Origin of the sequence: Streptomyces sp. NPDC048254 (assembly GCF_043201895.1) — a bacterium.
In the GTDB taxonomy this organism is placed as follows: domain Bacteria; phylum Actinomycetota; class Actinomycetes; order Streptomycetales; family Streptomycetaceae; genus Streptomyces.
In genome coordinates this window covers 317,405-336,612 of record NZ_JBICZJ010000011.1, presented here as the reverse complement: position 1 = coordinate 336,612, position 19,208 = coordinate 317,405, and the positions used below count along the sequence as shown (strand labels likewise).

Genomic DNA, 19,208 nt, shown 5'->3' with positions numbered 1-19,208 from the left:
CCGCGCGTCACGGAACAGCTGCTTCAGAAACGGTACTGCTCGTCGTACCCGGCGCCGTGCTGGCCCTGCTGCTGGCCCTGCTGCTGGCCCTGCCCGTCGCCCTGGTAGTACGGCTGCTCCTGCGGGAGTTCGCCGCCGTAGGTCTCGTCGGCACGCTGCTGCGGGACCCAGACACCGCCCGCCGGGGTCTCGCCGTAACCGGCGTTGCCGTACTGGTCCTGGGCGTAGCCCTGCTGGTCGTACTGCTGGGTGCCGTAGGACTGGTCGTACCCGGCGCCGCCGTAGGTCTGGTTGCCGATGTACGGGTCGGAGTAGTTGGCGTACTGCTGCTGGCCGTTGGCGTCGTAGCCGTACTGCTGCTGGCCGTAGCCGGAGTAGTCGTAGGCGTAGTTCTGGTCGGTGCCCTGGGTGGCGTACGCCTGGTCCTGGCCGGCGGTCGCGTAGGCGGGGTCGCCGGTGGTGGCGTAGCCGGACTCGTTGTATATGCCGTAGGAGCCGGTGTCGTCGGGCATCGGCTGCGGCTCGTACACCGCCGTGGCCTCGGCGGCGGTCGGCTCGGCGGCGCGGGCCGGGGAGAAGACGTCGTCGCGTTCGTACTCGTCGTCGCGGCCGTAGCGCGGGGTACTGCCCGTGGCGTAGGCCGCCTGCTGGTCGGCGTAGGCGGCGTCGGCCGCGTCCGGGTCGGTGGCCTCCAGACCCGGGTCCTCGTCCGGCTCGCCGCGGCGGCGCTTGGTCAGGCCGCCCTCACCGTCCGCGCCGGGGCGCTTGACGGCCCAGCCGGCCTCGAAGCCACGGCGGAACGACAGCGTGACGTAGGTCTGGCCGACCGCGAACGCGATCGCGCCCACTCCGATGACGATCACCGACGGGATCAGGACACCGAACACGACTCCGAGGAAGCCGACGAAGGCGAGCAGCCGCCAGCGCAGCCGCGCCTTGTACTGCAGCAGTACCTCGCCCAGCAACCACAGCGCGACGATGCCGAACGCTACGTAGAGGACCGTCCAGCCCATGTACGCCCCTCTCCCAGTGACCGCTACGCAGTGTGTCGTACTCCGGTGCGGCCGGTCTAGGCCCGCGGGGGATGGTGCAGGCCCAGGTTCTCGTGGATTTCCAGCGTCGCCGTGGAGCTGTTGAGCGTGATGAAGTGCAGTCCGGGGACGCCCTCGGCCAGCAGCCGTGCGCAGAACTCCGTGGCGAACTCGATACCGATGGAGCGTACCGCCGCCGGATCGTCTTTGGCTGTGAGGATCCGCTCTTTCAGGGCGTCCGGGAAGGTCGCGTTGCTGAGTTTGGGCAACCGTTCCAGCATCTTCACACTGGTGACGGGCAGGATTTCCGGAATCACCGGAGTCTCGCAGCCGGCCGCGCCGACCCGGTCGCGAAGGCGAAGGTACGACTCGGGCTGGAAGAACATCTGCGTGATGGCGTAGTCGGCACCCGCGCGGCACTTGTCGACGAAGTGCCGGACGTCGGTGTCCCAGTCGCTGGAGCGCGGGTGCATCTCCGGGAAGGCGGCCACGCCCACGCAGAAGTCACCGGACTCCTTGATGAGCCGGACGAGTTCGGCCGCGTAGGTCAGGCCCCGCGGGTGCGCCACCCACTCCCCCATCGGGTCGCCGGGCGGGTCGCCGCGCACCGCGAGCATGTTGCGGATCCCGGCGTCCGCGTACTGGCCGATGATGTTGCGCAGTTCGGCCAGGGAGTGGTCGACCGCGGTGAGGTGGGCGACCGGGGTGAGCGTGGTGTCGGCGACGATCTGCTGGGTCTCCTTGACGGTGCCCGCGCGGGTGGAGCCGCCGGCGCCGTAGGTCACGGAGACGAAGTCGGGGGCGACCGCCTCGACCCGCCGGAGTGCGCTCCACAGGTTCCGCTCGCCCTTGGGGGTTTTCGGCGCCGAGAACTCGAACGAGTACGTGGTCTTGCCGGAGGCGAGCATGTCACGCACGGTGCGTGCGCGGTCAGTCCTGGTGGATGCGGTTCCGAGGGCCATACTCGCAGGTTAGCCAGGGGCGGACGGACACCCAACCGCACTCGGGGGATTTGCCCGGATTGTCGGCCCTGCGTCCGGATACTGGACAAGTTTCCGGACGGTCCCGTCACCGAGCCGCGCCGGCCTGAGCGGCCGAGGGGCCGAGGGGCCGAGGGGCTACGCCGACCGCAGCCGCTTCGCGAACTCGGCCGCCGCGGCGCCCGGGTCGTCGGCCTCGGTGAGCGCGCGGACCACGACCACCCGGCGGGCGCCCGCGTCCAGCACCTGGTCGAGGTTGCCCAGGTCGATGCCGCCGATGGCGAACCAGGGGCGGTCCGTGCCCAGGGCGGCGGTGTACCGCACCAGGCCGAGGCCGGGAGCGGGGCGGCCGGGCTTGGTGGGGGTGGGCCAGCAGGGGCCGGTGCAGAAGTAGTCCACTCCGTCCTGGACGGCGGCCGCGGCGGCCTCGGAGTCGGCGTGCGTGGAGCGGCCGATCAGGACGTCCGGGCCGAGGATCGCGCGGGCGGCCGGGACCGGCAGGTCGTCCTGGCCGAGGTGGAGCACGTCGGCACCGGCCGCGTGGGCCACGTCCGCGCGGTCGTTGACCGCGAGCAGCTTGCCGTGCCGGGCGCAGGCGTCGGCGAACACGGCGAGGTGCTCCAGCTCCTCGCCGGCCTCCATGCCCTTGTCGCGCAGCTGCACGATGTCGACACCGCCCGCCAGGACCGCGTCCAGGAACCCGGCGAGGTCGCCCCGCTCCTTGCGGGCGTCCGTGCAGAGGTACAGCCGGGCGTCGGCCAGCTGGGCGCGGGCGGTGTCGGTCATCGGTGTGTCCCCCGTTGTGTCGGTACTGGCTGCCTCAGACGGCGAGCGCCTGGGCGCGGCGCTTCACCTCCGTACCGCGATTCTCGCTCAGGGCCTGCGCGGGGGTGCCGGGCAGGCTGGCGTCGGGCGTGAAGAGCCACTCCAGCATCTCTTCGTCCGTGAAGCCGTCGTCCCGCAGGAGCGTCAAGGTTCCGGACAGGCCCTTGACGACCTTGTCCCCGTCGATGAAGGCGGCGGGGATGTGCAGCGCGCGGTTCTCACCACGGCGGACGGCGATGAGCTGGCCCTCCTTGACCAGCTGCCGCACGCGCGTCACCTCGACGTCCAGCATCTCTGCGATGTCGGGGACGGTGAGCCAGGCGGGGACGAGAACATCGATCTTTGCGTCAATCTCGGTCACGGAAGCAAGGGTAGGCGTTCCGCCGGGTGGGCCGCGAGAGGGAAGCGCCGGGACGGGTGGGTGGTCGGGTGCGGGTTCCTCGTGGCTGGTCTCGCCCATGCGGGGGACCCGCACATGTCACCGCCCCGTGCCACTAAAGGGGCGCTGCGGTCGCGTTCTTCAAGGGGCGGGCGGGGTCGGACAGGGCCTCGGCGTCCATTCGGGCGTCTGCCTCGATCAGGCGGCGGCCCTGGGCCAGGTCTCGTGGGCGGCCTACCGCCAGCAGAGCGACCAGGCGGTCCTCGCGAAGCCAGCAGACGCTCCAGGCCGGGCCCGTCGGCTCACCGCGCCAGACCATGCGGTCGGCGACGGCGTGGTGGCCGGCGTACTGCACGAAGCGGCCGAACTGCTCCGACCAGAAGTACGGCACGGGGTCGTAGACCGCGTCGGACTCGCCGAGGATGTTGGCGGCGACCGTGCGCGGGCCCTGGAGGGCGTTGTCCCAGTGGTGGACCAGGAGGCGCTCGCCGTAGCGGCCGGACGGGAAGGACGCGCAGTCGCCGACCGCGTAGACGTCCGGGACGCCGGTGCGCAGCCGGTCGTCGGCGAGCACCTCCCCGTGCGCGCCCAGGTCGATGCCGGAGCCGGCCAGCCAGGCGGTGGCGGGGCGGGCGCCGATGCCGACCACGACCGCGCCCGCGGGCAGCCGCGAGCCGTCGTCGAGCACCACCGCGCCGGGTTCGACACGCGCCACGCGCGCGTGCGTGCGCAGTTCGGCGCCGCTGTCGGCGTACCAGGCGGTCATCGGCGCGGCCACCTCGGCCGGGAGCGCTCCCGCGAGCGGGCGGTCGGCGGCCTCCACGACGGTCACCGCGCAGCCGGCCTCCCGGGCCGCGGTGGTGAACTCGGCGCCGATCCAGCCCGCGCCGACCACCACGATGTCGTGCTGCCGGGCGAGTACGGGCCGCAGCCGCTCGGCGTCGTCCAGGGTGCGCAGCAGGTGGACGCCGGGCACGCCCTCGGTGCCGGGCAGCGCGATCGGCTCGGCGCCGGTGGCGAGGACCAGGACGTCGTACGGCACCGGTCCGGCCTCGGTGTCCAGCTCACGGTCGGCGGGGCGCACGCCGAGGGCCTCGCGGCCGAGCGCCAGCTCGATGCCGAGCGCCTCGAAGTCGACCTCGAAGGCGGAGCCCTCCGCCTTGCCGAGCAGCACCGCCTTGGAGAGCGGCGGCCGGTCGTACGGCTGGTGCGGCTCGGCGCCGATCAGGGTGACGGTCCCGGTGAACCCCTGCTCACGCAGGGCCACGGCGGTCTGCACCCCGGCCATGCCCGCGCCCACGACCACCACGCGCCGCGTCTGTGACGTGCTCTGTCGCTGCGTCTGCTCGCTCACGTGATCACCATAGACAAGAACGATAGACAACTGACAAAGAGTCAGTCAGGGGGCGTGCTGAGTGACCTGCTCCACACCGCCGGCGCAGGCCGTCTTACGAGGGCGGAGCCCCGCGGTCTAGGGTGGCCGGTAAGCACACGCGGGAGCCCGGGCGCACTGGGCTGAGAGGGAGGCTGGCGGCCTCCGACCGTACGAACCTGATCCGGGTCATGCCGGCGAAGGGAGGGGCTGGACGCCCATGTCCGCACATACGTCCGACGTCCTCGTCATCGGGGGCGGCATCATCGGCCTGGTCACGGCCTGGCGGTCCGCGCAGCGCGGGCTCGCCACCGCCGTGGTCGACCCGGAGCCAGGCGGCGGAGCCGCGCAGGTCGCGGCGGGAATGCTGGCCGCGGTCACCGAACTGCACTACGGCGAGCAGACCCTGCTGGGGCTCAACCTGGCCTCCGCCCGCCGCTATCCCGACTTCGCCGCCGAGCTCACCGAGCTGACCGGCCACGACCTCGGCTACCGGCGCTGCGGCACGCTCGCGGTCGCGCTGGACGCCGACGACCGCGCGCATCTGCGCGAGCTGCACGCCCTCCAGCGGCAGTCGGGGCTGGACTCCGAGTGGCTGTCCGGGCGAGACTGCCGGCGCCTGGAGCCGATGCTCGCGCCGGGCGTACGCGGCGGGCTGCGGGTCGACGGCGACCACCAGATCGACCCGCGCCGGCTGGCGGCCGCCCTGGTGGCCGCGTGCGAGCGGGCCGGGGTGGTCTTCCACCGCGACTGGGCCGAGCGTCTGGAGGTGGTACGGGAGCGGGCCGCCGGTGTCGTCACGCGCGCGGGCGACCCGCTGGGCGCGGACCGGGTCGTGCTCGCCGCGGGGAGCCTGAGCGGGCGGCTGGCGGGGGTGCCGGACGAGGTACTGCCGCCGGTGCGGCCCGTGAAGGGGCAGGTGCTGCGGCTGACCGTGCCCGCGCGGTACGCGCCGTTCCTCAGCCGGACGGTACGGGCCGTGGTGCGCGGCGGCCATCTCTACCTGGTGCCCCGGGAGAACGGCGAGCTGGTCGTCGGGGCGACCAGCGAGGAGCTGGGCTGGGACACGACGGTCACCGCGGGCGGCGTGTACGAGCTGCTGCGCGACGCGCACGAGCTGGTGCCCGGCATCACCGAGCTGCCGCTGACCGAGACCCGGGCCGGGCTGCGCCCCGGCTCCCCCGACAACGCGCCGCTGCTCGGGCCGACCCGCCTCGACGGACTGCTGCTGGCCACCGGTCACCACCGCAACGGGGTGCTGCTCACGCCGGTCACGGGAGACGTGATGGCGGAGCTGCTGACCGGCGGTGAGCTGCCGGAAGAGGCCCGTCCGTTCACGCCGAAGCGTTTCGGCCCCGTCCCCGGCGCACTCCTGGAGCAGACCGCATGAACATCTCCGTCAACGGGGAGCGCCGGGAGATCACCCCGGGCACCGCTCTCGACACGCTCGTGAGGTCCCTCACGGCCGCGCCGTCCGGGGTGGCCGCGGCGGTCAACGAGACCGTCGTACCGCGCGGGGAGTGGCCGGGTACGGCGCTCGCCGAGGGTGACCGCGTGGAAGTCCTGACCGCCGTACAGGGAGGCTGAGCCATGGCCGACGATCCGTTCGTGCTCGGGGGTACGGCCTTCTCGTCCCGGCTGATCATGGGGACCGGGGGTGCGCCCAGCCTGGAGGTGCTGGAGCGGGCGCTGGTCGCGTCCGGGACCGAGCTGACGACGGTCGCGATGCGGCGGGTGGATCCGGGGGTACGGGGGTCCGTGCTGTCGGTCCTCGAACGGCTGGGGATCCGGGTGCTGCCGAACACCGCGGGGTGCTTCACCGCCGGGGAGGCCGTGCTGACGGCCCGGCTGGCCCGGGAGGCGCTGGGCACCTCGCTGGTCAAGCTGGAGGTCATCGCCGACGAGCGGACGCTGCTGCCGGATCCGATCGAGCTGCTCGACGCGGCGGAGACGCTGGTCGACGACGGGTTCACGGTGCTGCCGTACACCAACGACGATCCCGTGCTGGCGCGGAAGCTGGAGGACGTCGGGTGCGCCGCGGTGATGCCGCTCGGGTCGCCCATCGGATCCGGGCTCGGGATCCGCAACCCGCACAACTTCCGGCTGATCGTCGAGCACGCGCGCGTGCCGGTGATTCTGGACGCGGGGGCCGGTACGGCGTCCGACGTGGCGCTGGCGATGGAGCTGGGGTGCGCGGGGGTGATGCTGGCGTCCGCCGTGACGCGAGCGCGGGATCCCGAGCGGATGGCGTTCGCCATGCGGGCCGGGGTGGAGGCGGGACGGCTGGCCCGGCTGGCCGGCCGGATCCCCTTCCGCCACTTCGCCGAGCCGTCGTCCCCCACGGAGGGCCTGGCCGCCCTGGACCCCGAGCGCCCCGCCTTCTGACCGCCGATCCGGTCTCTCGGGGCGCGTGGAGGGGCGCGCTGCGTCACAGGTGCGCTGCAAGTCGGTGGGGAAATCTGTCTCACCTGTGGGGGTTTCAGCCGGGGCTCGTACACTCTCGGGGTGGATACGACGCTTCAGGACCCCCTCGTCGGGCAGGTGCTCGACGGCCGTTATCGCGTCGACGCGCGGATCGCCGTCGGCGGGATGGCCACGGTCTACCGGGCCCTGGACGTCCGGCTGGACCGGGTGCTCGCGCTGAAAGTGATGCATCCGGCGCTCGCCGCCGACGGGTCCTTCGTCGAGAGATTCATCCGGGAGGCCAAGTCGGTCGCCCGGTTGGCCCACCCCAATGTCGTCCAGGTCTTCGACCAGGGGACCGACGGGCCGTACGTGTACCTCGCGATGGAGTACGTCGCCGGGTGCACCCTGCGTGACGTGCTGCGCGAGCGCGGCGCGCTGCAGCCGCGGGCCGCGCTGGACATTCTGGAGCCGGTGCTGGCCGCGCTGGGCGCCGCGCACCGCGCCGGGTTCGTGCACCGGGACATGAAGCCCGAGAACGTGTTGATAGGGGACGACGGCCGGGTCAAGGTCGCCGACTTCGGGCTCGTGCGGTCGGTGGGCAGCGTCACCAACACGACCGGCGCCGTCCTGGGGACCGTGGCGTACCTCGCGCCCGAGCAGGTCGAGAGCGGGGCCGCCGATCCCCGCGTCGACGTGTACGCGTGCGGTGTCGTGCTCTACGAGATGCTCACCGGGGAGAAGCCGCACGACTCGGACTCGCCCGCGGTGATCCTCTACAAGCATCTCCACGAGGACGTGCCGCCGCCGTCCGCCGCCGTGCCCGGGCTGGCCCACGAGCTGGACGAGCTGGTCGCCCGCGGCACCGCCCGCAGTCCCGAGGTCCGGCCCTACGACGCCGTCGCGCTGCTGGCCCTGGTGCGGGAGGCGCGGGCCGCCCTCCGTGACGAGCAGCTGGACGCCGTACCGCCGCAGGCGCTCGCCGAGGCGCACGACATAGCCGGGGACCGGACCAGCGTCATTCCGCGGTCGCTGGCGGTGCCCCGGCCGCTGCCCGTCAACGAACCGGACGACAGGGTCGTGATGACCAGCCGGTTCGAGGCGCCGCCGGTGCCGGAGCGGCGGCACGGGGCCCGCCGCCGGTCCCGGCGCGGGCTGGTCACACTCGTCATCGCGGTACTGGTCCTCTTCGGTGCCGGCACCGGGATCTGGTACATCAACTCCGGGCAGTTCACCAAGGTCCCGCCGCTGCTGTCGAAGACCGAGGCACAGGCCACCGCGCGGCTGAAGGAGGCCGGGCTCGACATCAAGAAGGTCGAGCACGCCTACAGCGACACGGTCAGGCGGGGCACGGTGATCAGCACCGACCCGGCGGCCGGCAAGCGCATCCGCAGCAACGACTCGGTGACGCTCACCATCTCGGACGGCCCGGAGACGGTGAAGGTGCCGGACGTGCAGGGCCGGACGCAGGCGCGGGCCAGGGCGCTGCTGAAGGCCGACGGGCTCGAACCGGGCATGGTGACGCGGGAGTTCAGCGACGACGTGCCCAAGGGGTCGGTCATCTCCACCGATCCGGGCGCCGGGACCGAGCGGCACGCGGGGACGGCGATCGCGCTCGTCGTCAGCAAGGGTTCGCCGGTGGACGTCCCGGATGTCACCGGTGACGACCTGGACGACGCCCGGCAGGAGCTTCAGGAGGCCGGGCTGAAGGTGACCGTGTCGGCCACCGAGGTCACCTCCGAGTACGACCAGGGGCAGGTCGCCCGGCAGACCCCGGTGGGCGACGCGCAGGCCGCCGAGGGCGACACGGTGACGCTGACGCTGTCCAAGGGCCCGGAGATGGTCGAGGTGCCGAGCGTGGTCGGGGCCACGGTCGACGACGCGACCAAGCTCCTGGAGCAGTCCGGCTTCCAGGTCAAGGAGGACCGCGGGCTGCTCGGGCTGTTCGGCGACACCGTGAAGCGGCAGTCGGTGGACGCCGGGGAGCAGGCGCCCAAGGGGTCGACGATCACGATCACCATCCGGTGACCGGGGCCCGCCCGCGGCGTGACACCCTTGACGGGTGAAGAGCCACCCGTCCCCTCCCCCAGGTCCCGCCAGAAACCCGGTCGGCGGTCATGTCCCGGTGGCCGGCGGCCTGCACTCCGTGGGGCTGTCGTACGCCCGTGAGCTGAAGGCCGAGACCGTGCAGGTCTTCGTCGCCAACCCGCGCGGCTGGGCCACCCCGGAGGGCAACCCGAAGCAGGACGAGGCGTTCCGGGCGGCCTGTGCGGAGGAGTCGGTCCCGGCGTACGTACACGCCCCGTACCTGATCAACTTCGGCTCGCACACCGAGGCGACCGTGGAGAAGTCGGTGGAGTCGCTGCGGCACTCGCTGCGGCGCGGCCGGGAGATCGGGGCGCTCGGGGTGGTCGTGCACACCGGGAGCGCGACCGGCGGGCGGGCCCGGGACGTGGCGCTGAAGCAGGTACGGGCGCATCTGCTGCCGCTGCTGGACGAGCTGACCCATGACGACGACCCGTTCCTGCTCCTGGAGTCCACCGCCGGGCAGGGCGCCTCGCTCTGCTCGCGGACCTGGGACTTCGGGCCGTACTTCGAGGCGCTGGACGCCCATCCGAAGCTGGGCGTCTGCCTGGACACCTGCCACATCTTCGCCGCCGGGCACGACCTGACCGGGCCGAGCGGGATGCACCAGACGCTGGACCTGCTGGTGGACACCGTCGGCGAGGGGCGGCTGAAGCTGATCCACGCCAACGACTCCAAGGATGTCGCCGGCGCGCACAAGGACCGCCACGAGAACATCGGCGCCGGGCACATCGGCGAGGATCCGTTCCGTGCGCTGATGACCCACCCGGCGACCGAAGGCGTACCGCTGGTCATCGAGACGCCCGGCGGCAAGGAGGGGCACGCGGCGGACGTCGAGCGCCTCAAGCGGCTGCGCGACGGCTGACCACTCCTGGTCAGCCGACCGCCAGCGGCACCCCCGCCAGCAGCAGTCCCGCCCCGAGCAGCGCCATCGACCGGCGCAGCCAGCGGTACTTCGCCGAGAGGATGACGCTGACGTCCTGGAACTGGGTGAGCAGCCAGCCCACCCGGTCCGCGCCGACCTCGGCGGCGGCGCGGCGCAGCGCCTCCTGGTCGGTGACGGTGAGCGCGTCGGCGTAGAAGGTCGGGCCCGGTGCCGAGCGGAACGTACGGGTACGGGGCACGATCACCGCGAGCAGCAGCAGGGTGCCCGCCGCCCACAGCGCCGCGCCCGCCGCGAGGAACACCACGGCGGGCCCGGAGACGCCGGGCGGCAGCCCGCGCCCGAGGACCAGGGCGGGTACCGCCACGGCGCCGGACAGCAGGACGGACGCCTTCACGTCCGCCCTGCCCAGGTCCTCGCGCACGGTCAGCAGCAGCCGTTCGGCGACATAGTGCGCGGCGGCGTCGGGGTCGGGGTCGGCTGAGGTCATCGGCGCGCCTCGGGGCTGGAGTCGTCCTCCACCCCCGTGCCCTCTCCGGGGATGGTGTCCACCGGGGGTACCGGCGGCGCGGGCGGGACCGGCGGCGGCGCGTCGGCCGGGAGCAGCGGCGGCGCGGGCGGCATCGGCGGTATCGGCAGCGAGGTCGGGGCCTGCGGCAGGCCGTTCGGGAAGACCCCGGTGGAGACCGTGCGGCTGAAGTCGATGAGGGCCTGGACCTGGTCGTCGATCTGGTGGCGCTGCACCACGCCCTGGTTGATCAGGTTGGTCAGATAGTCCAGGGCGCCCTGGCGCTGTTCGCGGGCCTGCTGCTGGAGCACGCCGAGGATCTCGTGCGCCCGGCTCGGGTCCGAGGCGATCATGTGGGCGTACTGGACGGTCTCGCCGGCCGTGATCAGCTTCTGCGCGTCGTCCATGTTGGAGGCGATCCGCGCCTTGTTGACGTTGTCCATGGCCTCCTGGACCACGCCGCCCTTCTCCACCGCGACCATCTGCGCCTGGTAGTCGGCGGCCGCCTGGCCGAGGTCGATACGGACGAACACCTGGGTGGCGAGGCCGAGGTCGGCCCCGAAGTCGCCCCACCGGCCGCTGGCCAGCTCGTCCTGGATCGCCTCGTCGACCTGCTGGGCCGAGTCCAGGCTGTAGCGGCGGCTGAGTCCGCGCAGCCGGGCCTCCAGCGAGGGGCGCAGCATGCGCTCGACGTCGACCACGCGCTTCTCGGCGGCCTGGTAGAAGTCGTGCACCTCCCAGTTGACGTCCGCGCCCGCCCGGAACCGGGAGCGGTCGCCGAAGGTGGGCAGCTCCAGCTGGAAGGAGACCTGGTGCTGGCCGCGGGCGATCCAGCACACCGAGGTGGGCTTGCCCATCAGCGGCTTGTTGTGGTGCTCGGCACCGCGGACGGTGATGACGCTGTGCCCGCCGTTCTTGTAGTAGAGCACCGAGGCCACCTGGCTGTTGCGGTGCCGGTAGGTGGTCTGTGGGGCGAACTCGCGGACGAAGGGGCCTCTGAGGTCGTGCGGAAGAACGAACTCCTCGTCCTGGGGCGGCCACGGCTGCCCCCACTGGTTGTGCGTCATGGTGTACTCGCTCCCTGGACCGCGCCCCACAGGCGGCGGACCTGCTGATCGTTCAGTGGTTGGTCGGGGTCTTCGGTCAGTTCCTTGATCAGGCCGAGCAGCCGGTTGCGGTCGTCGTGGGTGTGCACGAGGAGCGGCAGGAACCGCTCCAGCCGGTCGGCCCAGGGCTGGTCGGCCGAGTCGCGCAGCCAGTCGGAGAGGGTCTCGATGGCCGCCTCGTACGACCGTGGGGTCTGGAGCGCGGTCCACAGGAGCCCGGCGAGTTCCGCGGCGAGGGCGGGCCGGACGGCGGCCAGGGCCAGCATCAGCGGCCAGTCGCCGTAACCCTCCAGGTCCTCGTGCTGGTTCCAGAGGTCGACGACGGGGACGGCGGCGAGATAGACCGTGCTCTGCAGGCCGAGGTCCTGCTGGGTCCGGCGTTCGTCGGAGAGCCAGGCGCGGATCCGGCGCAGGGTCTGGGCCTCGGGGTGGGCGCCGGCGAAGTGGGCGACCTGCACGGCCGCGTCGGCCCGCAGCTTGCCCTCGTCCCAGACACCGATCCCGCCGATCAGGTCGAGCGACTCGCGGACGGTGTCCGTGGCCCGGCCCCGGCCGAGCACGGCTCCGGCGGTCCAGCGCAGCTGCTCGTCGCCGTACCGGGCCCAGGAGCCGGCCAGGGCGCGGACGGCGGCGCCGACCTCCGGGGAGCGCACGCCGACGTCGAGCACGGTCGCGGCGAAGAGCCGGCGGCGGGCCCGCTCGGACTGGGCCATGGGCTGGACCAGTTCGTGCACGGTGTGCGAGAGGTCGAGGCGGCACAGCTGGCCGGCCGCCACCGCGGCCCGTACCCAGACCTGGGGACGGGTGTCCTCGCAGAGTCCGGCCAGCCAGCGCAGCACGGGTCCGCGCGCGTTGTGCCGGTGCTGCCACAGATGGCCGAGGACGGCCGGGGCGAGGGCCTCGCCGCCGAACCGGACGGTCCGGACCGGTACTTCCTCGGTGCCGACCTCCTCGGTGCCGAGTTCGGCGACCGCGCGGGCGGAGACCAGCCGGGCGTCGACGCCGTCGCTGAACAGCGGCCGGCCGGGGGTGGCCTCCGGGTCGACGGTGACGGCCAGTTCCCAGGCGAGCACCTCGGCGGCCTCGGCGACGGCGCTGAGCGAGGCGCCCTCCAGTACGGCGACCGCGATCCGGTAGGCCGCGTCCCGCAGCCGCTCGGGGGTCTCGGAGCGGATCCCGCCGGCGAACCATTCGGCGGCCTGGCTCTCGGCGAACTTCCGGCACTCGGCGAGGAGTCCGTCGTGGGTGAGCTCGTCCCTGGTGTGCCGGGCGAGGAGCCTCGCGAAGTGCGCGGCCTCCGCCGGCCGTAACTCGTCGAGTCCGCGCGCCTCCAGGACGTCCGGGTCGAGGGCGGTCGCCCGGGCCCGCTCGTACAGCTCGGGGCCCGAGGCCTCCAGTTCGAGGGCGAGATGGCCTTCGAGTACGGCGGTCTGGGCGGCCGGGGTGTGGACGCGGTAGTAGCGGCCGCCGCGGGAGAGGACGTCACCGGGTTCGGGGGTGGCCAGCAGGACGGCGTACGCCTCCTTCCTGCCGAGCAGTTCGCAGAGCCGGTCGAGACCGGTCTCGTCCGGCAGTCCGGTGGCGCTGGGTTCCAGGGCGTAGCCGTGGCCGTCGTGGATCTGGTCGTCGTCCAGCCGGTCCAGGTCGGTGCGCGGGTCGAGCCGCGAGACCTGGCCGCGGGTGAGGTCGTCGAGCAGGGACAGGGCGGTGTAGGCGCGGCCGGTGCCGGGCTGGCCGTACAGCACCAGGAGGCGGCCGCCGCACAGTTGCTCGCGGTAGTCGCCGTAGTCCGCCGGTTCCTGGAAGACCCGGCGCAGCCTGCGCAGTTCGTCCTCCGGGAGCGGGCCGGCCAGCAGGCGTTCCGCGGCCTGCGTCTGCCGGCCGTAGAAGTTCATGGTGCCGACGGATCCGGAGCTGATGAGGGTGCCGGATCCGTGCTGGTTCACGGCGGAGCGGTAGATCCGGGAGGCGGCGGCCGCGGCGCCGGGCAGGGCCTCCTCACCGAGCGGGTTGGCGGCGGAGCCGCCGATGACGTCGGCCTTCTCCGGCTCGGGTGCGCCGCCGGACTCGGCGCCGGGCGGCTTGTCCGGCTCGGCCTTCTGCTGCGGCTGCGGTTGCTGCGGCTGGGGTTTCGGGCCGCCCTGGGGTGGCGGGGGGTTCTGCGCGTTCACTGGTCACCACCGATGTTGATGGTGTCGATGGTGCCGCCGACCACGATCTTGCCGGGCCCGGTCTGGGTGACGGTCTGGACGACACGGTCCCCGGTGTCCGTGGGTGCCGGCGGCTGCGGCGGGTTGCCACCCGACGGCCCGCCCGAGTCCTCCGGCCCGCCCGAGTCGTCCGGCCCGTCCGTCGAGTCCGGCCGCTGCTCTTCGGGCGGCTCGGGCGGCTGGGAGCGGCCGGGGACCATGAACCAGGCGGTGGTGCGGCCCTCCTTGAGGTCCACGTCGTGCCGGCGGTAGTGCTGGGGGTCCACCCAGCGCCCGCCGGGCAGGATGAAGTCCTCGTGCACCCGGTCGGAGGCGGCGACCACCAATGGCGCGCCGTCCGCGGCCTTGAGGATCGCCTTCGCGACACCGCAGTCGGCCAGCCGGCAGGCGAGGTCGACGGCGCGTCCGGAGCGGCCGTGGGCGTCGGCCGTGACCCGGCCGATGTGCAGGCCGACGCGCAGCCGCAGCGGTTTCCTGAGGTGCCGGTTGCTCTCCCGGAGGTTCTGGTGGAGGTGCTCCACCCATTCCCCGAGGACCCGGACGGGCGGCACGTCGGGCGCCAGTACGCCGAGGATGCCGTCGCCGCGGTCTTCCTGGTAGAGCCGCGGCGGGCGGATGCCGGCCTGTTCGAAGGCGGTGCCCGTGACGTCGTAGAGTCTGCGCCGCATCTCGGGTTTCTCGGTGTCGGACAGCAGGCCCGAGCCCTGCGCGTCCACATTGACGATGAAGCCGTACGCGGCTTCCCCCTCCATCGTTTTCTCCTCCCTGCCGTCCCGCCGGGCCACCGGCGCCTCCGGTGCGATGCTCGCGGAGCCGGCCGGTCGCCGCTGTAGCCGTTTACACAGCGCGGGACTCGGTGCTTGTCAGGTCTCCGTGCCGTGTGGTTGTCCGGCGGCGAGCAGGCGGAGCGGGTCCAGGTCGGCGACGGCCAGCGTGCCGGGGCCGGTGCGGACCAGGCCCTGTTCGCGTAACAGGCGCAGGGCCTTGGCGACCGCCTCGCGGGTGGAGCCCACAGAGGCGGCCAGCTCGTGCTGGGCGAGGGGCAGCCGTATGGTCACGGCCTCGTTCTCCCGCAGGCCGGTGCGGTCCGCGAGTTCGACCAGGCGCTCGGCGAGCCGCTGGAGCACGGTCATGGAGGCCAGCGCCCGGCGCTCGTGGTCCGCGCTGCGCAGCCGCTCGGTGAGCTGGACCGTCATCAGCGCGTTGGCGTGCGGCCGGGCGGCCAGAAACCGCCGGAACCGTTCGCCGGGTATGACCAGGCCGGTGACCGGGCCCAGGGTGCTCACCGAGGCGCTGCGCGGGCGGCCGTCGAGCGCCGCCATGTCGCCGACGACCTCACCGGCCCGCCTCAGGGCCAGGATCAGCCGGCCGCCGCGTTCGGTGGGCGTCCACACCGTGCACCAGCCGTTGAGCAGGACCACCGCGAACGTGGTCCGGTCGCCTTCCGTGACGACCGTGTCGTACGGCGGGTACTCGTGCCGGGTGCCGATTCCCGCCAGTGCTTCCCGGTCCCCCGGACCGAGCCCGCCCATGAAGGTATGCCGCTCTCCGAACAGCCCCACCGTCGTCCCCCGACCGCTCGCCCCCGAACCGGACCACAAGCGGAACCCCAAGGGCCCCTTGGATCCGTCTCCGCCCGGCGCGTCTCCCGCCAGGCAAGGATCTCAGCGTAGCGCTCTGGGCACGGAATGTGCCGCCCGTTACCGGAACGAGCCCGAACCCTTCACGGGAATACCCCAGGGGGGTATACATGTCAGTGCCTCAAGAAGGATCCGCACCTGACACCGGGGATCAGCCATGGACCACGATCACGCCCTTCACGAGCACCACGGACAGCACGCATCCACCGAACAGCCCCACGCGCACCACGAAGCACACGGGCCGCACGGCACACACGGCCCCGCCGGCGCCTCCTGGGCCATGGCCGTCCAGGCGACCCTGCACTGCCTCACCGGCTGCGCCATCGGCGAGGTGCTCGGCATGGTCGTCGGCACGGCCTTCGGGTGGGGGAACCTGCCGACCACGCTGCTGGCGATCGTGCTGGCGTTCTTCTTCGGCTACTCGCTCACCATGCGCGGGGTACTGAGGGCGGGCGTCGACCTGCGCACCGCGCTGCGGGTGGCGCTGGCGGCGGACACCCTCTCGATCGCCGTGATGGAACTGATCGACAACGGCACGATCCTGGTCTGGCCGGCCGCGATGGACGCCCAGCTGGGCGACGCGCTGTTCTGGATCTCGCTGGCCGTCTCGCTGGTGATCGCGTTCGTGGTGACGACCCCGGTCAACAAGTGGACGATCGGCCGGGGCAAGGGGCACGCGGTGGTGCACCAGTACCACCACTGAGAGCTCAGAGCTCGGGACCGTCCCCCGGACCCTCCTGGTAGGAGTAGCGCTGCTCCTTCCAGGGGTCGCCGAGGTTGTGGTAGCCGCGCTCCTCCCAGAAGCCGCGGCGGTCGGCGGTCATGTACTCGATGCCGCGGACCCACTTGGGACCCTTCCAGGCGTACAGCTGGGGGACGACCAGGCGCACCGGGAAGCCGTGCTCGGCGGTGAGGAGTTCGCCGTCCTTGTGAGTGGCGAAGATCGTGCGCTCGGTGGCGAAGTCCGTGAGGCGCAGGTTGGAGCTGAAGCCGTACTCCGCCCACACCATCACATGGGTGACATCGGGGGCGGGCGGAGCGAGCTCCAGGAGGGTCGACGCCGGGATCCCGCCCCACTCGGCACCGAGCATGCTGAACTTCGTCACGCAGTGCAGATCGGCGACCACGGTGGCGTAGGGCAGGGCGGTGAACTGCTCGTGGTTCCAGGTGTGCGGGCCCGCGTCGGCGGTGGCGCCGAAGACCCTGAACTCCCAGCGCTCGGGTCGGAACTTGGGCACCGGGCCGTAGTGGGTGACCGGCCAGCCGCGCTGCAGTCGCTGTCCCGGTGGAAGCCCGGACTCCGCGGCTTCTCTCGACGCACGCTCCACCGGATGACCCATGCCTTCCATCCTGACAGACCACGGGTGGTGCACCCGACCATGCGACCGGCCCAAAAATCACCAAATCGGTCAACTGGTGCCAAGCACGCCCTTACTTACTAAGTACGCACTTACTGGACGATCTTCTATGCCGGTGCAATCATGCGCCGCACACACCCAGTGCGTCCCCCACGTAACCCATGCGGAAGGAGCCTCTGCGATGCAGGGCGACCCCGAGGTCATCGAATTCCTCAACGAGCAGCTCACGGGTGAGCTCACTGCGATCAACCAGTACTTCCTGCACGCGAAGATGCAGGAGAACTTCGGCTGGTACAAGCTCGCGAAGTACACCCGGCACGAGTCGTTCGACGAGATGAAGCACGCCGAGACGCTCACCGACCGGATTCTGTTCCTGGAGGGGCTGCCCAACTACCAGCGGCTCTTCCACGTGCGGGTGGGGCAGACCGTCAAGGAGATGTTCGAGGCGGACAAGCAGGTCGAGGTGGAGGCCATCGACCGCCTCAAGCGCGGGATCAAGGTGATGCGCGAGAAGGGCGACATCACGTCCGCGAACATCTTCGAGTCCATCCTGGAGGACGAGGAGCACCACATCGACTACCTCGACACCCAGCTCGACCTGGTGGAGAAGCTCGGCGAGGCGCTCTACATCTCGCAGATCATCGAGCAGCCCGAGAGCAGCTGAGTCAGGCGGCTTCGTCGAGCGCTTCGAGTCCGGAGAGCACGGGGCGGCCCTGATCGGCCAGCTCGCGGCGGGGGCAGGCGCCCCGGCCGAGGATCGCCTGGATGCGACGGACGCACGAACCGCAGTCCGTGCCCGCCTTGCAGGCGGACGCTATCTGGCGAGGGGTGCAGGCACCGTCCTCCGCGTGCTTCTTGACCTGCGCTTCGGTCACCCCGAAACAGCTGCAGACGTACACGCGGATTCACCTCCCGCCGGGATCGATCAGTGGTGCCGTCCCGATTGATCGGTGAGGCAAACCTAACCTTACCCATCAGCCGGCGAGCGCAAAAGTGGGGCGGGGCCCGGATCGCATGTGATCCGCGCCCCACCCCCTATGAGGCCGCCTACTGGTCGCGGTACATCTCCGCGACGAGGAACGCCAGGTCCAGGGACTGGCTGCGGTTCAGACGCGGGTCGCAGGCCGTCTCGTAGCGCTGGTGCAGGTCGTCGACGAAGATCTCGTCGCCGCCGCCCACGCACTCGGTGACGTCGTCACCGGTGAGCTCGACATGGATGCCGCCGGGGTGGGTGCCGAGGGTCTTGTGGACCTCGAAGAAGCCCTTGACCTCGTCGAGCACGTCGTCGAAGCGGCGCGTCTTGTGCCCGGAGGCCGCCTCGAAGGTGTTGCCGTGCATCGGGTCGGTCACCCAGGCGACGGTGGCGCCCGAGGCGGTGACCTTCTCGACCAGTTCGGGAAGCTTGTCGCGGACCTTGTCCGCGCCCATCCGGACGACGAAGGTCAGCCGGCCGGGCTCGCGGTCCGGGTCGAGGCGGTCGATGTACTTCAGCGCCTCCTCGGCCGTGGTCGTCGGGCCGAGCTTGAGACCGATCGGGTTGCGGATCTTCGCGGCGAACTCGATGTGCGCCCCGTCCAGCTGCCGGGTGCGCTCACCGATCCACACCATGTGCGCCGAGACGTCGTACAGCTTGCCGGTGCGGGAGTCGACCCTGGTCAGGGCGGACTCGTAGTCCAGCAGCAGCGCCTCGTGCGAGGAGAAGAACTCGACCGTCTTGAACTCCTCGGGCTCCGCACCGCAGGCCCGCATGAAGTTCAGCGCGTTGTCGATCTCGCGGGCGAGCTGCTCGTAGCGCTGGCCGGACGGGGAGGACTTCACGAAGTCCTGGTTCCAGGCGTGCACCTGGCGCAGGTCCGCGTAGCCGCCGGTGGTGAAGGCACGCACCAGGTTCAGCGTGGAGGCGGACGCGTTGTACATCCGCTTCAGCCGCTCGGGGTCCGGGACCCGGGAGGCCTCGTCGAAGGCGAAGCCGTTGACGGAGTCGCCCCGGTAGGTCGGCAGCGTCACCCCGTCACGGGTCTCGGTCGGCTTGGAGCGCGGCTTGGAGTACTGGCCGGCGATCCGGCCCACCTTCACCACCGGGACGGACGCGGCGTACGTCAGCACGGCGCCCATCTGGAGGAGGGTCTTGAGCTTGTTGCGGATCTGGTCGGCCGACACCGCGTCGAAGGCCTCGGCACAGTCGCCGCCCTGGAGGAGGAACGCCTCTCCCTTGGCGACGGCCGCCATCCGGGCGCGCAGCTGGTCGCACTCGCCCGCGAAGACGAGCGGCGGATACGACTCCAGCTCCGCGACGACCGTGCGCAGAGCCTCGGGGTCGGGGTACTCGGGCTGCTGCGCCGCGGGCAGGTCTCGCCAGGTGTTGCCGGCGCTCGGGCCGGTCTTAGCGTTCGCTGTCACCCCGTAAACATTACGGGGTCGTGTCGAC

At 72.0% G+C, this 19,208-nt stretch carries 20 protein-coding genes and 1 riboswitch; of the genes, 7 read left to right on the top strand and 13 right to left on the bottom strand.

Annotated features, from left to right (window positions below):
• Nucleotides 1–23 precede the first annotated feature (23 nt).
• From ACGFZQ_RS30400 to ACGFZQ_RS30380, 5 genes are all read right to left on the bottom strand, one after another.
• Nucleotides 24–1,013: a hypothetical protein gene (locus tag ACGFZQ_RS30400; RefSeq protein WP_393843016.1), complete on the bottom strand. Its 990-nt coding sequence runs from the start codon at nt 1,011–1,013 to the stop codon at nt 24–26.
• Between the two features lie 56 nt (nt 1,014–1,069).
• Complete coding sequence (gene metF, locus ACGFZQ_RS30395) at nt 1,070–1,993, bottom strand: methylenetetrahydrofolate reductase [NAD(P)H] (protein ID WP_393843015.1); 924 nt, start codon at nt 1,991–1,993, stop codon at nt 1,070–1,072.
• A gap of 156 nt (nt 1,994–2,149) precedes the next feature.
• Nucleotides 2,150–2,797 carry a thiamine phosphate synthase gene (gene thiE / locus ACGFZQ_RS30390; protein WP_393843014.1) on the bottom strand — a complete coding sequence of 216 codons (648 nt, stop codon included), beginning with the start codon at nt 2,795–2,797 and terminating at the stop codon, nt 2,150–2,152.
• 34 nt (nt 2,798–2,831) lie between these two features.
• A complete protein-coding gene (locus ACGFZQ_RS30385; RefSeq protein ID WP_351695318.1) occupies nt 2,832–3,197 on the bottom strand; it encodes an Rv2175c family DNA-binding protein in 366 nt (121 codons plus the stop codon).
• Nucleotides 3,198–3,330: 133 nt separating this feature from the next.
• A complete protein-coding gene (locus tag ACGFZQ_RS30380) occupies nt 3,331–4,569 on the bottom strand; it encodes an FAD-dependent oxidoreductase (protein ID WP_351732431.1) in 1,239 nt (412 codons plus the stop codon).
• A gap of 129 nt (nt 4,570–4,698) precedes the next feature.
• Nucleotides 4,699–4,810, top strand: a riboswitch (TPP riboswitch).
• On the opposite strand from ACGFZQ_RS30380, the gene thiO reads away from it, so the two are divergent.
• The 5 genes from thiO (at nt 4,808) to ACGFZQ_RS30355 (ending at nt 9,940) form a co-directional block, all read left to right on the top strand.
• Nucleotides 4,808–5,977 (top strand): glycine oxidase ThiO, encoded by a 1,170-nt coding sequence (thiO, locus tag ACGFZQ_RS30375; RefSeq protein ID WP_351732429.1) that lies wholly within the window; start codon nt 4,808–4,810, stop codon nt 5,975–5,977. Its footprint overlaps the riboswitch before it by 3 nt.
• On the top strand, nt 5,974–6,174 hold the full coding sequence (gene thiS, locus ACGFZQ_RS30370) for a sulfur carrier protein ThiS (protein WP_382541376.1): 201 nt from the start codon (nt 5,974–5,976) through the stop codon (nt 6,172–6,174). The genes thiO and thiS overlap by 4 nt, the downstream gene beginning before the upstream one ends.
• A 3-nt stretch (nt 6,175–6,177) precedes the next feature.
• On the top strand, nt 6,178–6,972 hold the full coding sequence (locus ACGFZQ_RS30365) for a thiazole synthase (protein ID WP_393843013.1): 795 nt from the start codon (nt 6,178–6,180) through the stop codon (nt 6,970–6,972).
• Between the two features lie 120 nt (nt 6,973–7,092).
• On the top strand, nt 7,093–9,018 hold the full coding sequence (pknB, locus tag ACGFZQ_RS30360; RefSeq protein WP_393843012.1) for a Stk1 family PASTA domain-containing Ser/Thr kinase: 1,926 nt from the start codon (nt 7,093–7,095) through the stop codon (nt 9,016–9,018).
• Nucleotides 9,019–9,052: 34 nt separating this feature from the next.
• A complete protein-coding gene (locus ACGFZQ_RS30355) occupies nt 9,053–9,940 on the top strand; it encodes a deoxyribonuclease IV (RefSeq protein WP_393843011.1) in 888 nt (295 codons plus the stop codon).
• 10 nt (nt 9,941–9,950) lie between these two features.
• Here ACGFZQ_RS30355 and ACGFZQ_RS30350 read toward each other — a convergent pair whose 3' ends face one another.
• The 5 genes from ACGFZQ_RS30350 to ACGFZQ_RS30330 all read right to left on the bottom strand — a co-directional run bounded on the left by ACGFZQ_RS30350 (nt 9,951) and on the right by ACGFZQ_RS30330 (nt 15,314).
• Nucleotides 9,951–10,448 carry a Pycsar system effector family protein gene (locus tag ACGFZQ_RS30350; RefSeq protein WP_393843010.1) on the bottom strand — a complete coding sequence of 166 codons (498 nt, stop codon included), beginning with the start codon at nt 10,446–10,448 and terminating at the stop codon, nt 9,951–9,953.
• Nucleotides 10,445–11,533, bottom strand: coding sequence for a hypothetical protein (locus ACGFZQ_RS30345; protein ID WP_393843009.1), 1,089 nt, complete (start codon nt 11,531–11,533; stop codon nt 10,445–10,447). The genes ACGFZQ_RS30350 and ACGFZQ_RS30345 overlap by 4 nt, the downstream gene beginning before the upstream one ends.
• Nucleotides 11,530–13,743: a hypothetical protein gene (locus ACGFZQ_RS30340; protein WP_351732412.1), complete on the bottom strand. Its 2,214-nt coding sequence runs from the start codon at nt 13,741–13,743 to the stop codon at nt 11,530–11,532. Before ACGFZQ_RS30340 ends, ACGFZQ_RS30345 begins: the two co-directional genes overlap by 4 nt.
• Nucleotides 13,740–14,534, bottom strand: coding sequence for a hypothetical protein (locus tag ACGFZQ_RS30335; protein ID WP_393843008.1), 795 nt, complete (start codon nt 14,532–14,534; stop codon nt 13,740–13,742). The genes ACGFZQ_RS30340 and ACGFZQ_RS30335 overlap by 4 nt, the downstream gene beginning before the upstream one ends.
• Nucleotides 14,535–14,645: 111 nt before the next feature.
• Nucleotides 14,646–15,314, bottom strand: a complete 669-nt coding sequence (locus ACGFZQ_RS30330) for a Crp/Fnr family transcriptional regulator (protein ID WP_393843007.1) — start codon at nt 15,312–15,314, stop codon at nt 14,646–14,648.
• Nucleotides 15,315–15,579: 265 nt separating this feature from the next.
• On the opposite strand from ACGFZQ_RS30330, the gene ACGFZQ_RS30325 reads away from it, so the two are divergent.
• Complete coding sequence (locus tag ACGFZQ_RS30325; protein WP_393843006.1) at nt 15,580–16,125, top strand: DUF4396 domain-containing protein; 546 nt, start codon at nt 15,580–15,582, stop codon at nt 16,123–16,125.
• 4 nt (nt 16,126–16,129) lie between these two features.
• Here ACGFZQ_RS30325 and ACGFZQ_RS30320 read toward each other — a convergent pair whose 3' ends face one another.
• Entirely contained in the window at nt 16,130–16,762 is a 633-nt protein-coding gene (locus ACGFZQ_RS30320; RefSeq protein ID WP_351732407.1) for a sulfite oxidase-like oxidoreductase, read from the bottom strand.
• Nucleotides 16,763–16,961: 199 nt separating this feature from the next.
• Here ACGFZQ_RS30320 and bfr point away from each other — a divergent pair, with 199 nt between their 5' ends.
• Nucleotides 16,962–17,444, top strand: coding sequence for a bacterioferritin (bfr, locus tag ACGFZQ_RS30315; RefSeq protein ID WP_351695347.1), 483 nt, complete (start codon nt 16,962–16,964; stop codon nt 17,442–17,444).
• Between the two features lies 1 nt (nt 17,445).
• On the opposite strand, the gene ACGFZQ_RS30310 is transcribed toward bfr, so the two are convergent.
• Nucleotides 17,446–17,679: a bacterioferritin-associated ferredoxin gene (locus ACGFZQ_RS30310; protein WP_393843005.1), complete on the bottom strand. Its 234-nt coding sequence runs from the start codon at nt 17,677–17,679 to the stop codon at nt 17,446–17,448.
• 148 nt (nt 17,680–17,827) lie between these two features.
• A complete protein-coding gene (locus ACGFZQ_RS30305) occupies nt 17,828–19,180 on the bottom strand; it encodes a class II 3-deoxy-7-phosphoheptulonate synthase (protein ID WP_351732399.1) in 1,353 nt (450 codons plus the stop codon).
• Nucleotides 19,181–19,208 lie beyond the last annotated feature (28 nt).